A 13687-nucleotide genomic window follows, 5' to 3' on the forward strand; every position below is an offset into this window, starting at 1 on the left:
ATCATGCGAGCACAACTCGGCGATCAACTCGTGGTCGAAAGCCCTGCCACCGGCGCCACCAGGCGTGATGGCGAAATCGTGGGCCTGCGCCACGCGGACGGGACGCCGCCCTACGACGTGCGCTGGTCGGACACGGACGAAGTGACGCTCGTCTTCCCCGGGCCCGACGCGTACGTCCGTCACATCGAGCACGGGCCCGGGCACCCGCACGCCCCTTCCCGGCCGACCGGTGGGTACGGGACACCCGTGGCCGGCAAGGCCCGGCCCAGCAGGGCGCCCGACCCCGGTGACATCGGCCGGCGCGTCGCCGCCGAGCGCGCACGCCAGGGGCTGACCCGGGAGGAGACGGCCCGCCGCGCCGGCATGGCGCCGGAGTACCTGGCGTACCTGGAGGAACAGCCGGCCAACCCGACGGCGGCCAGCCTCCTCAACCTGGCCACCGCACTCGGCACCAGCGCCGAGGCCCTGCGCGGAGGCGGCATCGATCTGCCGACCGGTCGGGGCCAGAGGCACTCGCGCACCCCCGGCTGCGGGAACTCGGCCCGGACGACTGCCGCGCCCTGCTCTCCACGGCGCCGGCCGACGCGGACCTGGTCGTCGGCGGTGCCCTGCGGCGGCACGGCCACGTCGGTCTGCAACTGGGCAGGGTCGCCCACACCCTGCTGCACCACTCCGCGTTAGGTTCTCGCTGCGCTACCGCGGCCACTGGGGTGTCGCCGTACGGCGCCGCAGCGGGCAGCTGCGGATCCGGGTGCCCGCCTCGGAGGAGCCACCGATCCGCCTGGTCCTGCCCGACCGGGCCGTCACCATCGCACCCGGGGAGACCTGCACGCTGGTCCCGCCCGAGAGCTGATCCGCGAGGAGAGCGAAGAGGCGTCCGTGGACGCGCCCGGCAGCCGCAGCGAGTCCAGAAGGCGGCGCGGCAGGCCTTGAGGTCCCGGTACGCCTCCCGGATACTTCCGGCCACGGCGTACTGCCGAGCCGCCCAGGCCCGGCAGCGCCATTGATCCGTGCTGCCCAGTGCCCACCGCGCCGGCCGGTGCCCGGAGCGGGGAACCGCGGGTGCCGTACCGCAACCGCGGTGGCCGAAAATGTGTCTCTCTCCGCGCGTGGTCCGGTCACTCGGGAGCGGTGGGGCTCCGGTGGCGCGGAGGCTTTGGGGGGACGGAATGAACACATGGGCAGTGCCCGGATACGCCGAATCACTGGAGCTCGGGTCCGGGGCGAGCGGGCGGGTCGTCCTGGCCGTGCACGAGGAGACCGGCCGTCCGGTCGCGGTGAAGTACCTCAGCGAGTCACTGCGCACCCGGCCGGGCTTCGTGCACGACTTCCGTGCGGAGGCGCGACTGCTCGGCGGACTGCGGAGCCCGTACGTCACCGGCCTGTACGAGTACGTGGAGAGCCCGCACGGCGCCGCCATCGTGATGGAGCTGGTGGACGGCGTCTCGTTGCGGACACTGCTGAGGGGACAGGACCCGCTCGGCCCCGAGGCCGCGCTCGTGATCCTCAAGGGATCGCTGCTCGGCCTGGCCGACGCGCACCGCGTCGGCGTCGTCCACCGCGACTACAAGCCGGAGAACGTCCTGGTGCTGCCGGACGGGTCGTCCAAGCTCGTCGACTTCGGGATCGCGGTCGACGCGGGCACCAGCGCAGGTGTGGCGGGAACCCCGTCCTACATGGCCCCGGAGCAGTGGACGGGCGCGCCCGCCTCGCCCGCCGCCGACGTGTACGCGGCCACGGCCACGTTCTTCGAGTGCCTGACGGGCCACAAGCCGTACGCGGGGGACAACCTCGCCGAACTCGCCCTGCGGCACATCGACGCGCCCGTCCCCGTGGACGAGGTCCCCGAGCCGGTACGGGACCTGGTGCGGCGTGGTCTGGCCAAGGACCCCGGGGCACGGCCCGCGCAGGCCGAGGCGTTCGTCACGGAACTGGAGGCGGCCGCCGGCGGTGCCTACGGGCCCGACTGGGAGGAACGCGGTCGCGGCCGGCTCGCCTCACTGGTGGCGCTGCTGCCGCTGCTGCTGCCCTCGGCCCGCAGCGCACCCCGCACCACCAGGGACACCGCACGCACGGTCCTGAGCCGGGAGGCGGGTCAGGGCGGGGCGCGGTCGTGGCTGCCCGGCCGGCCCGGGATGCTCGTGTCGGGTGCCGCCGTGCTCCTGGGAGCGGTCCTGGCCTACGGAATGCCGTACGTCGCGGGAGCCGATCCGCAGACGGCGGCGCGGTCCCTGGCCACCACCAGTGCCCAGCCGGGCGCGGAGCCGGGCGCGACCGGCGCTCCCCCCGGGGCGGCCTCGTCGTCCCCGTCCCCGGCATCCACCGCGTCCGGCGACGCGTCCGCGTCCCCCGGCCTGTCGCCGTCGGGACCGGCGTCCTCGGGTACGGGGGAACCCTCGGCCTCCGCCCCCTCGGCCGGGGCCCCCGAGACGACGGCGCCCGGCGGTGCGACCACCACGGAGCCGACGACCGCTTCCCCCGCCTCGCCCGCCGCTCCCGCCGTCAAGGACGTCACAGTGTCGGCGTTCCGGCAGACGGGCCCCACGACCGCCACGGCCACCATCGACGTCACCACGGAAGGCACCGGGCCGATCTCCCTCACCGTCTCGTGGTTCAGGGGCGACACGGCGGGACAGCCCGGCACCCAGGACGGTGCGCCCCAGACCTTCGAGCGCGGCGGCGCCAGGCAGTACACGATCACCGTCGACCACAGCTTCGCCCGCGACGGCTGCTACTGGACGGTTCAGGCCACGACCACGCCGTCCTCCGCCGACGGCGGCGCCTCGCAGCAGCTTCTGACCAGGCAGTGTGAGCTCCGATGACCGCTCGGAACGACCGGACTCCCGTGCCCGCCGACGACCACGGGCCGACCGAGGTGGCGACGGAGACGCCGACCGGGGCGCCGGCGGCCGGCGACGAGCGCACCGCCACCCTCCGCCTCGGCCCCAGCGACGCCCGCCCCCCTGGCGGCGAACCCGGTTCCGCGGACGCCGAGTACAGCGCCACCGTGCTGTCCAGCCACTGGATCCAGCGGCCCGAGTCGGGTGACACGCTCGTCGAACAGCCCTCCTCGGACACCTGGCCGACGCCGCCCGACCGGGTCGAGGACACCGTGCTGCGATTCGGCCCGGGCGTGACCGCCGACGTCGCGCACCGAACCCACCCCGCCCACCCCACCCACCGGACCCTGCCCGCGGTGCCGCCGCCCCCCACGCCCCCGCGTGGACGGCTGCGCAGACACGCCCTGCCCGCGCTGGTGCTGCTCTGCGTCCTGGCCTTCCTCGCCTGGCAGCGCCTCGGTCCGTCCGCCTCGGTGCGCGCGGTGGCGGTCACGGCCCGGCCGACGGTCCTGGGGTGCGACGGCACCGCGGACATCGTCGGCCTGGTCAGGACGGACGGCCGTGCGGGCACGCTCTCCTACCGCTGGATCCGCAGCGACGGCACCGCCTCGGGCGTCCTGCGGGAAGTGGTGGTCCGGGGCCAGCGACAGGCGCGCCTTCACCTGCGCTGGACCTTCCAGGGCGGGGGCCACCACGCGGCACGGGCCGAACTGCGCGTCCTCTCCCCGACCCGTCACGCGGCCTCCGCGACCTTCACGTACGACTGCTCCTGACGGGCCGCCGCCACACGGCCCACGGACCATGCCGACGGTTCCCGAGAGAACCCTGGCCTGCGGTCCTGTACAGAGCGTGCTGCTCCTGGTCAGCGCGCTGGCGGTGGCGCTGATGCACGGCTTCGGACGGCGCGACCAGCGGTGGGAGGCCGGGACACCGCCCTGACCGGCGCGCCACCGGCGCGCCGGCCCATGAGGCGCTGGTGAGCCGCGGCGGTCAGCGGCAGCCGCAACCCGCAGCCGCCGCACGCACGCCGTGGGTGGACTTGATGGGACGGGCAGGGGCGGCGCGCGCTCGCCGAGCTGAAGGACCTCACGGTCCGGGGGCTAGCGCCGGTTCACCCACAGCGCCGAGGCGATCGCGCACACCTCACCCCCGTCCGTGGCCAGGGCGACACCCATCCGGTGCTTCCGCCCTTCCTCCGAGAGGACCCACGCGTACGACACCAGCCGCGAGGCAACCGGCACCGGCCGGAGCAGCCGAGCGGTGAGCGAGGCCGTCACCGCCCCCTCCCGCATCGTCCCCCGCAGCCGCCCGGCGGCGTTTCCCGGACAGTCCAGAGCCCCCCACACGAGCTCCGCCCGCAGCATCCCCCGGGTGTCCGCGAGCGCGGGCCCGGGCGTCCACGCGGCGGCCACGAGATCCCGTCCGGGCACGACCCCGCAGTGCAGGCGGAGCCCGGTGTCGGACGTGCGGTCGAGTCCGCAGCCGAAGCAGTCCACGACCCCCTCCGGTGGAGCCGCGCGATACGCCTCGGCCGCCGCCGACGCCTCGTCCCAGGAAGGCGGTTCGGGCGCCACGACGTCCACCTCATCGGGCACGGCCACCGCGAGCACCCCGTCCGCACCGGTCAGCACGGCCCCGCCGCCGGCGGTCTCCGCGAGCTCCACCGGCACCTCCAGCGGGGTCGGCCGCCGGAAGTCCACCCGTACGCTCCCGGCCGGGACCCGCCCGGCGAGCACCCCCGCCACGTACCCGCCGAACGCCACCCCGGGATAGCCCCGCAGAAGGCCGGGCACCGTGATCGTCTCGATGTCGGTCATGGCGTCACTCCACCACATCCCCGCCGTCCGCTGGTGTGGGCGAAGCGGCCCGGGGTGTTATTGAATGAGGTGTGCGGTCAGGAAGGTCGGGACCCTGCCGCACGGGTTCTGGTACGGCCCCGGCGCTGTGCCGGGGTCGGCGAGCGCGCTGAGAGAGTCGTATGGACTCCACATCCTCCCCCTCCTCCTCGTCGCCGTTCGAGATGGTCAGCAGCGCCCTGGGGCGGTACATCCCGCGCGGCGGAACGGCGGCGTCCGCCGGTTCCGCCCACGCGCAGGGCGACCGCGGCGCCCTCCGGCTCCCGCACGCCAACCCGGCACCTGGTGATCAGGAGCAGATCCTCGGCGCGGTCACCCTGGACCGGGATCTGCGGATCACCCGCTTCAATCTGGACGCTCCCGTTTTCGCGGGGGTGGAGGCCGCGATCGGGAGCCCTCTCGTCGATCTTCTCCCTCCCGGGGACGTACCGACGGTCACACGGCGCCTGCGGCAGGTCCTCGAGACCGGTGAGCCGCACGTCGCCCGGGTCCAGCGCCTGCGGCGCGGAGACGGTTCGGAGCTGGTGGTCTCGATGAGCATCCTGGCCGCCGCGGCGCCTCAGGAGGGCCTGACCGTCACCCTGATCGCCATGGCCAGGAGGCTGCACCTGTACGCCGCCGAGACCGCGATCGGCACCTCACTGGACATCGGCGAGACCGCGCAGTCGCTGGCGGAGTCCCTGCTGGCCTGGGGAGACGTGGCCGCCGTCGACCTCGACTTCGCCGTGTGGACGGGCGAGATGGTCACCGAGCAGCCGCTGGGGCGCGTCCGGCTGCGGCGGGCGGCCCTGGTGCCGGACCGTGCGTGGCCCGACGGCTACGTGACTCCGGGCGGCGATCTTCCCGGCGACGCGAGTCGCCTGCTGTCGCAGGCGCTGCGGCGTGACGACGCCGCGCAGGCCATCGTCATACCCGACCGGGAGGCGGTCGAGCGGGTGCTCGGCAGTTCGCGGCTGGTCCGTGCCCTGGTGCCCGGTGACCGGGCGGCGGGTGTGGCGTGCATACCGCTGGTCCTGGAGGGCGCGCCGCCCGTCGTGCTGGGCGTGGCGGAGGTCTGGCGGCGGGCGGACCGGCCCTTCCACGACGGCGAGCTGCTCGACCTGCAGGAACTGGTGGCCAGGACCTCTCATCACGTCGACCTGGCCCGTCAGCACCAGCGCGAGCACACGCAGGTGCTGGCGTTGCAGCGCCGACTGCTGCCGAGGACCGGCGGCGACACGATCGAGACCGCCCGCGTCTACCAGCCCGCCACCCCCGACAGCGCGGGCGTCGGCGGTGACTGGGTGAACAGCTTTCCGCTGCCGGACGGCCGTACCGCGCTGGTGGTCGGTGACGTCGTCGGGCACGGTCTGGGAGCCGCGGCGACCATGGGGCAGCTGAGTATGGAGGCCCGCGCGCTGCTGTCCGCGGGGCTGGCGCCCGACGAGGTGCTGGAGCACCTGGACGAGACCGTGTCGCTGCTGGACGACGCGGAGTCCGGGCTGGCGGCCGGTTACAGCGCCCTCGGGTCGACGTGCTGCATCGCCGTGTACGACCCGGTCAGCCACCGGGTGGCGCTGTCCAGCGCCGGCCACCTTCCTCCGGTCCTGGCTCCCCCGGAGGGGCCCGCCCGCCCGGTCCCGGTCCGCCCGCACCCCGGGCTGGGCACCGAGTTCGCGCTCCGGGAGCCCTTCGACGTGCACACCTTCGCCGCACCCCCGGGCTCGCTGCTCGCCCTCTACACCGACGGCCTGGTGGAGGATCCCGCCGTGCCGATCGACGAGGGCATCGACAGGCTGGCGGACGCCGTGTCCACGGTGCACCCCTGGGACGCCCTGCAGCAGGCGGCGCGGCGCGTGGTCTCCGCACTGGCGCCCGGGCGCCGGCGCGACGACGTGACCCTGCTGCTCGCCCGCATGATCGGCTACCGCAAGGGGGACACCGCGACCTGGCGTCTGCCCGCCCGCGCCGACGCGGCCGGCCGGGCCCGCACGCTGGTCTCCGCGCTGCTGCGGCAGTGGCGCACCAGGGACGACACCCGGGAGAGCGTGCTGCTGGTGGTCAGCGAACTGGTCGACAACGCGGTCAGCTTCGCCACCGGCCCCATCACGGTACGGCTGATCAGGTCCGGTCACGGACTGCTGTGCGAGGTGGGCGACACCGGCAACGGCAGGCCGCGGCTGAGCCGGGGCGGGCTCCTCGACGACAGCGGCCGGGGCCTGCACGTCGTGCATGGACTGAGCACCCGGTGGGGAGTGCGGTGGACGGACACCGGCAAGGTGGTCTGGGCGGCAGTCGGAAGGTGACGCGGCTGGCGTGGGGCGGCGCCGTACGCACGCCGGGTGGCGCGGCCTGGTGGTCCGGGCGCGCCTCCGCCGCCGCGCGGCGCCGAGCGGGCCGGCAGTCGGCGTGACCCCGGCGGTGCGGGCGGTTGCCACCAGCGGTGCGCGGCCGTGCGCGGCGCGCCCTGCGGGCAGCGCCACGCGCGGTGCGGGCGGCGGCGGTGCAGTGGTGCCGCCGGGTGGTGCGCTGTGCCTTCGGTGGTGCGTTGGGCGTCCGGTGGTGCGTTGTGCGTCCGGTGTGGGCGGGCGCCACACCGGTGGTGTGGGCGCCGCCTGCGTCGTGGGGGCGGTGTCCCCGCCGTGGGGGCGGCCGGGCCGGTGGTGCGGGCGGTCGGGCTGATGGTGCGGGTGGCGTGATCGGCGGTGCGGTGGTGCCGCCGGGTGGTGTGCTGTGCCTCTCCGGTGGTGTGGGCGGGCGCCACCGGTGGTGCGGGCGCCGCCTACGTCGTGCGGGCGGTGTCCCCGCCGTGTGGGCGCCGCCTGCGTCGTGAGGGCGGTGTCCCCGCCGTGGGGGCGGCCGGGCCGGTGGTGCGGGCGGTCGGGCTGATGGTGCGGGTGGCGCGGTCGGCGGTGCGGTGGTGCTGCCGGGTGGTGTGCTGTGCCTCTCCGGTGGTGTGGGCGGGCGCCACCGGTGGTGCGGGCACCGCCTGCGCCGTGCGGGCGGTGTCCCCGCCGTAGGGGCGGCCGGGCCGCTGGTGCGGGCGGTCCGGCCGCAGGTGCGCGTGGCGTGGCCGCTGGTGCGGGTGGCGTGGGCTCGTGCTACCGAACACTTGCCCAGGGCTCCACCCTTCAGGGTGCAGGTGTAGGGCATCCTGAGCCCAGCGGCCCGGAGGGCCGCAGCGACACACCTAAAGTCGCGTTGTCCGACAACGTAGTTGGCGGACCTACCGCCGGACTGGCGGGACGTCAAGCCTGTGGAGACCTTGTCAGACCACCCTCGGGTGGCAGGGGCCGATGAAGCAGGAACCCGAGGGAGCGCCGCCTAGCGGTGCTGACCGGAATCGCCTGCGTTCACGCAGGCGAGGATGTCAATGCCACTCTCCTGCCAGGGCGGTGGCCGTGAGGCCCGGGGCCGCCGCGTAGAGGACGGCGCGGCTGCCCGGTTCCTGCCCGGCGTCGTGTGCCCTCCGCAGGATGTCGAACACGGCGGCGCCTCCGCGGTTGCCGCTGGTGTAGCTGTCCCGGCTGTGGTCCAGCAGCCCTGACGGCCACCCGTCCGGCATCGTCTGTTCCATGTACTCCAGCACCCGGGTGCCGCCGGGGTGCGCGAGCAGAACGTCGGGGTGCCAGGAGCCGGGGTCGTCCTGATAGCGGGCGTGCAGCCACTTCCACATCGCTGCGACCGTCTCCTGTACGGCGCGCGGCCCGTGCCGGTCCATCACGAAGTGAGTGCCGTCCGCCCGTGTCTCCAGGCGGTGCAGGTCCTGGGTGCCGGGCAGAGTGTGGTGCCAGGCGGCGTCCAGCCGCAGTACCGACTGGGGTCTCGGACGGCCCGTGACCACCGCGGCGACCGCGGTGTCCGCGAACAGCAACCGGACGATCAAGGACTCCAGGGTGTCGTCCGAGGGCTGGTAGGTCGTACTCAGTGCCTCCGCGATCACGACCAGGACCACCCGGTCGGGGTCCGCGGCCACGAGATCCGCCGCCAGCGCAAGGGAGCGGGTCCCGGCGATGCAGGCCCACTGCGTGGCCGGCAGCAGCATCACGTCGTCGCGGAGCGGGAGCGTGTTGGCCAGGGCGATGTCCAGCCCCGGCAGCGCCGGGGTGGTCGAGTGACTGGTGATCAGGCAGTCGACGTCCGCGGCGTCCAGTCCGGCGATCTGCAGGGCCCCGCGCGCCGCATGCTCCCCGTAGGACCGCACGGCCGCCCAGGCCGGCGCGGTGCGCTCCTGGACGGTCTGCGGCGCGGGTATCGCCTCCAGGGCGGCGATCACGCGGTCGACGTCCTGCTCGGTGAACCCGTCGCGGGCCAGCGCCTCCCGGGCCGGCCCGATGCCGGCGGCCCGCAGGCCGCTTTCGTTGCCCGGCGCGACGGCGGCCTCCAGCGGCAGCATCCACCCGCGGCTTTCGATGCCCGTACTGGCCGCGATGGCGTCGATCCGCGGCGCCCACACGGCGTGCGGGTGCCGGTCGCGCACTTCCGTCACGATCTGGCTGGTCTTCACGGTGTGCTTGCCGTGTATCACTGCGGGAGGGCACAGGTAAGCGGCCACAGTTGGCACCTTTCTGCGGGGAACAAGGGAAGAACGTCGCGAATGCCGCGGTATGTGTCATTTCGGACTTTCGGCGCATCGCGTCCAAGTCGATGCCGTCGCGCCCCACTTCGGGCGCCGGCATCCCGCCCGAGCATGGACGCAAAGGGGCATTTGTGCTGTGACCTGGGCAACTTGACCAGGTATTGGGGCGGGTGACACGGCACACAGGTGCTGTGCGGGCGGCTCCTGCTCGCCTTCGTTCGAAGGTGACGGCTCGTCAGCTCCTGGGTGACGGCACCCCGGGGAGTGATGACGGTCGCCGGCGCGTCTCAGGCGTGGTCCGCAGCCGCCTTATTTGCGCAATTGCAGAATTTCGCAATTGGTTGGATGCTGGGTTGCCTGTACCCGCTCGCCGGCAGCAGCGGGCACAGCCTTTGTGTCCGCCGCCGGGGTGGGGTTCGTAGGGAAAGCCGAGGGATCGTGTCCGTTCCGCTGTACCAGGCCAAGGCCGAGTTCTTCCGGATGCTGGGGCATCCCGTACGGATACGGGTTCTGGAGCTGCTGCAGCACGGTCCGATGCCGGTGCGGGACCTGCTGGCCGTGACCGAGGTCGAGCCGTCCGCCCTGTCCCAGCAGCTGGCGGTGCTGCGCCGTTCCGGGATCGTCACCGCGACCCGGGAGGGCTCGACCGTCGTCTACGAGCTGGCGGGCGGGGACGTCGCGGACCTGATGAGGGCCGCGCGCCGGATCCTCACCGAGATGCTCGCCGGCCAGGGCGAACTGCTGGCCGAGCTGCGGGAAGCCGAGGTCACCGCGCGATGACCCCGGCGACCGGCCGGGCCTGGGCCCGGCTCACCGCGCTCCTGCCCACGCGCACCGACCTGGCGGACCTGCGCCGCGCCCCCCGGCGGGACCTCCTCGCCGGGCTGACCGTGGCGATCGTGGCCCTGCCGCTCGCGCTCGGCTTCGGCGTCTCCTCCGGTCTCGGAGCCGAGGCCGGCCTGGCGACCGCCGTGGTCGCCGGCGCGCTCGCCGCGCTGTTCGGCGGGTCCGGCCTCCAGGTGTCCGGGCCCACCGGGGCCATGACCGTGGTGCTGGTGCCGATCGTCGGCGAGCACGGTCCGACGGGCGTGCTGACCGTCGGGCTGATGGCCGGCGTCATGCTCGTGGCGCTGGCCGCGATGCGGGCCGGCAAGTACATGCAGTACGTGCCCGCACCTGTGGTGGAGGGTTTCACCCTGGGCATCGCCTGCGTGATCGGACTGCAGCAGATCCCGAACGCGCTCGGCGTGCCCACACCCGAGGGCGATCGCGTGCTGGTGGTCGCCTGGCGGGCCGTCGAGAAGTTCGCGAACGATCCGAACTGGGCCGCGGTCGGCCTCGCGGCCGCGGTGGCGGCGGTCATGCTCGTGGGCGCGCGCCTGCGGCCCACCGTCCCGTTCTCCGTCCTCGCGGTCGTCGCGGCCACGGCCGTCGCCCAGTTCGCGGGCCTGGACGCGGTACAGCCGATCGGCGACCTGCCGTCCGGGCTGCCCGCGCCCTCGCTCGGCTTCCTGGACGCCGGTTCGCTCGGCTCACTGCTCGCCCCGGCCGTGGCCGTGGCGGCGCTCGCGGCCCTGGAGTCCCTGCTGTCCGCCTCGGTGGCTGACGGCATGACGGTGGGGCAGAAGCACGACCCCGATCGCGAGCTGTTCGGCCAGGGGGTGGCCAACATCGCGGCCCCGCTGTTCGGCGGGGTGCCCGCGACCGGCGCCATCGCCCGGACCGCGGTCAACGTCCGCACGGGGGCCCACTCCCGGCTGGCCGCCCTTACCCACGCCGCGATCCTCGCCGTGATCGTCTTCGTCGCGGCGCCCCTCGTCTCCAGAATCCCGCTCGCCGCTCTCGCCGGCGTGCTGCTGGCCACCGCGGTCCGCATGGTCGAGGTCGGCTCGCTCAGGGCCATGGCCAAGGCCACCCGCTCGGATGCGCTGATCCTCGTCCTCACCGCGGTCGCGACCCTGGCACTGGACCTCGTGTACGCGGTGATCATCGGCCTGGTCGTCGCGGGTGCCCTCGCCCTGCGTGCCGTGGCCCAGCAGGCCCGCTTCGACCAGGTGCCGCTCGACCGGGGCGATCACAGCGCCGAGGAGCACGCCCTGCTCGCCGAGCACATCGTCGCGTACCGCATCGACGGGCCGCTGTTCTTCGCCGCCGCGCACCGCTTCCTGCTGGAGCTGACCGAGGTGGCCGACGTACGGGTCGTCATCCTGCGCATGTCACGGGTGTCGACCATGGACGCCACCGGCGCGCTGGTCCTCAAGGACGCGGTGGAGAAGCTGGAGCGGCGCGGCATCCTCGTCCTGGCCTCCGGTATCCGCTCCGGCCACCGCCAGGTCCTGGACTCCGTCGGCGCGCTGGATCCGCTGCGGCGCGACGGCCGGGACTACGCCACCACACCCGAGGCGATCAGGGGCGCTCGCGCACACCTGGAGACGGCCGGCGTCCTGGCCGCCGTTCCCGCCCAGCAGCCACGGACCGCGGGCGAGGAAGCCGTCCGATGAGACGGCAGGGCAACAGACCCCGCACGCGAGGGAGTTCACCATCATGACCATCGAGTGGCGCTACACCGTCGAGGACGACGTCGGGGTGTTCTCCGTCGCCGGATACCTGGGCCCTGAGGCGGTCCGCCGCTTCGACGGGGCTCTCGGCTGGGTCGTCGCCCGCGGCACCGGACCGGTCATCCTCGACCTGACCGAACTGCGCGGCTGGTCCGAGGAGGGCCGGCTGGCCGTCACCGAGGCCGCACGCCGCCTCGCCGGTGCGGACCGGAGCCTGGAACTGGCCGCCGTCCCCGGCGACGGCTCCCTGGTCCCGTCCGGCGATCACCGGGACATCCCCGTGCACTGCGATCTGGCCGCAGCCCTCGCCGCCCATGCCCGGCGCACGTCGCCTCCGGGCGAGGCCAGGCAGGCGTGGCGCACCGATGGCCGGCCCACCTGACCGACGTATCCGGGAAAGGACCCTGGGACGCGTTGACCGGACCCGAGCGGCTGGGTCCCCCGCATCCGGGTTCGGCGTGGCCGGTGCCGCAGGCGAGGATGGGCCGCATGTTCTTGACGAGTGGGTGGACGCGATGCGCCGGGCTCCCGCCGGCGGGTCCGGGCCGTTGTGCCGGGGAGGGGACAGCACGATGAGTACGCCGCTGTACCAATTGAAAGCCGAGTTCTTCAAGACCCTCGGTCACCCGGCCCGCATCCGGGTCCTGGAACTGCTGAGCGTTCGTGAGCACGCGGTCGCGGAGATGCTGCCCGAGGTGGGCATCGAGCCCGCTCATCTGTCCCAGCAGCTGGCCGTGCTGCGGCGGGCGAATCTGGTCAGGACCCGTAAGGAGGGTTCGACCGTGTACTACTCGCTGACCAGCCCGCAGGTCGCGGAGCTGCTGCGGGTCGCACGGACCATCCTGTCCGGGGTGCTCGCCGGGCAGGCCGAGCTGCTGGCCGATCTGCGGGCCGCGCAGGGTGAGGGGAAGCGGCCGTCGCGGTGAGGGCGTGCACACGGCGGCCGCTTCCTGGGAGTGCGGGGTCCATCAGTGGTCCGGTATGCCGTGACCAGGGCAGCGGCCCTACAGCTTGGTCATCTTGGCGTACGGGCTCAGGATCCGCATCTGCGCCGACCCGAAATCCACGAGTGCGGCGATTCCGTCCTCGATGCCGATGACCCGGCCGAGGCCGTACACGTCATGTGTGACCTGATCACCCATGGCGAAGTGCTTGGGAACCGGTGTGACCGGGGCCTTGAAGGGGCTGGTGGGCAGATGACGCTTCGGTGCCGCAGGCTTTGTCATAGCTCAGTATGCGCCCGTGTGGCTCCCGCTCGTTGTGGCGCTCGGCACAGATCTGGCCGGAAACTACCGCGCCACGCCCCTGACCTGCGGTTTCGAAAAACTACGAGGTGCGAGCACGCGACGCCGGACGGCATTCCGGATGCAGCCCGCGCCGGGCGTACTCAGCCGGAGCGGGGAAGGCTCGCCGATTCGCCGGCGGCGCGGCGGTACTCGGCGTTGATGCGCTGTGCTTCCTCGAGCTGGTCCTCGAGGATGACGATGCGGCAAGCCGCCTCGATCGGTGTCCCCTGGTCGACCAGCTCGCGGGCGCGAGCGGCGATCCGCAGCTGGTAGCGGGAGTACCTGCGGTGTCCTCCCTCCGAGCGGAGCGGAGTGATCAGACGAGCCTCACCGATGGCCCGCAGGAAGGCAGGGGTCGTGCCGAGCATCTCGGCTGCCCGGCCCATGGTGTACGCGGGGTAGTCGTCGTCGTCCAGACGATCATTCAGAGGGTTGTCCGATGTCATGTCACCTCGTTGTGTAACGCGTCGAGGGGCCCTGGTGCCGTACGGCACCAGGGCCCCGAAGGAAATTGAACACCATCTGTCGGCCCTACTGCTGTGCCGACCTTCTGTTTCCGCTACCCGGCCCGGCAGGGCGGAGCGGGGGA

At 73.7% G+C, this 13687-nt stretch carries 12 protein-coding genes and 3 pseudogenes; 10 read left to right on the forward strand and 5 right to left on the reverse strand.

The genetic code is table 11. The annotated features are described in order from the left end of the window. Positions 1 to 3: 3 nt before the first annotated feature. The 5 genes and pseudogenes from ACZ49J_RS09695 to ACZ49J_RS09715 all read left to right on the forward strand — a co-directional run. Positions 4 to 572: pseudogene (locus ACZ49J_RS09695) on the forward strand (DUF1918 domain-containing protein); the annotation flags it as partial. Continuing rightward, a pseudogene (locus ACZ49J_RS09700) lies at positions 573 to 674 on the forward strand (universal stress protein); the annotation flags it as partial. It lies immediately after the preceding pseudogene. Between the two features lie 8 nt (positions 675 to 682). Next, positions 683 to 853: pseudogene (locus ACZ49J_RS09705) on the forward strand (glycosyl hydrolase family 65 domain-containing protein); the annotation flags it as partial. Between the two features lie 316 nt (positions 854 to 1169). Then, positions 1170 to 2822, forward strand: coding sequence for a serine/threonine-protein kinase (locus ACZ49J_RS09710; RefSeq protein ID WP_467447031.1), 1653 nt, complete (start codon positions 1170 to 1172; stop codon positions 2820 to 2822). Beyond that, the gene (locus ACZ49J_RS09715) at positions 2819 to 3613 is read left to right on the forward strand and encodes a hypothetical protein (RefSeq protein WP_467447033.1); all 795 of its coding nucleotides are present in this window, start codon (positions 2819 to 2821) and stop codon (positions 3611 to 3613) included. The genes ACZ49J_RS09710 and ACZ49J_RS09715 overlap by 4 nt, the downstream gene beginning before the upstream one ends. A 327-nt stretch (positions 3614 to 3940) precedes the next feature. Here ACZ49J_RS09715 and ACZ49J_RS09720 read toward each other — a convergent pair whose 3' ends face one another. Next, a complete protein-coding gene (locus ACZ49J_RS09720; RefSeq protein WP_467447035.1) occupies positions 3941 to 4657 on the reverse strand; it encodes a PaaI family thioesterase in 717 nt (238 codons plus the stop codon). Between the two features lie 161 nt (positions 4658 to 4818). Here ACZ49J_RS09720 and ACZ49J_RS09725 point away from each other — a divergent pair, with 161 nt between their 5' ends. Continuing rightward, entirely contained in the window at positions 4819 to 6981 is a 2163-nt protein-coding gene (locus ACZ49J_RS09725) for an ATP-binding SpoIIE family protein phosphatase (RefSeq protein WP_467447036.1), read from the forward strand. Between the two features lie 476 nt (positions 6982 to 7457). On the opposite strand, the gene ACZ49J_RS09730 is transcribed toward ACZ49J_RS09725, so the two are convergent. Next, positions 7458 to 7787 (reverse strand): hypothetical protein, encoded by a 330-nt coding sequence (locus ACZ49J_RS09730; RefSeq protein WP_467447037.1) that lies wholly within the window; start codon positions 7785 to 7787, stop codon positions 7458 to 7460. Positions 7788 to 8045: 258 nt separating this feature from the next. Next, positions 8046 to 9230, reverse strand: a complete 1185-nt coding sequence (locus ACZ49J_RS09735) for a beta-ketoacyl-[acyl-carrier-protein] synthase family protein (protein ID WP_467447038.1) — start codon at positions 9228 to 9230, stop codon at positions 8046 to 8048. Between the two features lie 462 nt (positions 9231 to 9692). Between ACZ49J_RS09735 and ACZ49J_RS09740 the strand changes: the two genes are divergently transcribed. The 4 genes from ACZ49J_RS09740 (at position 9693) to ACZ49J_RS09755 (ending at position 12738) form a co-directional block, all read left to right on the forward strand. Next, positions 9693 to 10034, forward strand: coding sequence for an ArsR/SmtB family transcription factor (locus ACZ49J_RS09740; RefSeq protein WP_467447040.1), 342 nt, complete (start codon positions 9693 to 9695; stop codon positions 10032 to 10034). Next, positions 10031 to 11755: a SulP family inorganic anion transporter gene (locus ACZ49J_RS09745; protein WP_467447041.1), complete on the forward strand. Its 1725-nt coding sequence runs from the start codon at positions 10031 to 10033 to the stop codon at positions 11753 to 11755. The genes ACZ49J_RS09740 and ACZ49J_RS09745 overlap by 4 nt, the downstream gene beginning before the upstream one ends. A gap of 43 nt (positions 11756 to 11798) precedes the next feature. Beyond that, the gene (locus tag ACZ49J_RS09750; RefSeq protein WP_467447043.1) at positions 11799 to 12194 is read left to right on the forward strand and encodes an STAS domain-containing protein; all 396 of its coding nucleotides are present in this window, start codon (positions 11799 to 11801) and stop codon (positions 12192 to 12194) included. 190 nt (positions 12195 to 12384) lie between these two features. After that, the gene (locus ACZ49J_RS09755; RefSeq protein ID WP_467447044.1) at positions 12385 to 12738 is read left to right on the forward strand and encodes an ArsR/SmtB family transcription factor; all 354 of its coding nucleotides are present in this window, start codon (positions 12385 to 12387) and stop codon (positions 12736 to 12738) included. Between the two features lie 78 nt (positions 12739 to 12816). On the opposite strand, the gene ACZ49J_RS09760 is transcribed toward ACZ49J_RS09755, so the two are convergent. Continuing rightward, positions 12817 to 13038, reverse strand: a complete 222-nt coding sequence (locus ACZ49J_RS09760; RefSeq protein WP_467447045.1) for a hypothetical protein — start codon at positions 13036 to 13038, stop codon at positions 12817 to 12819. A 161-nt stretch (positions 13039 to 13199) separates the two neighbouring features. Beyond that, the gene (locus ACZ49J_RS09765) at positions 13200 to 13544 is read right to left on the reverse strand and encodes a MerR family transcriptional regulator (protein WP_467447047.1); all 345 of its coding nucleotides are present in this window, start codon (positions 13542 to 13544) and stop codon (positions 13200 to 13202) included. Positions 13545 to 13687: the final 143 nt, after the last annotated feature.

The organism is Streptomyces sp. NPDC030840 (genome assembly GCF_055572015.1).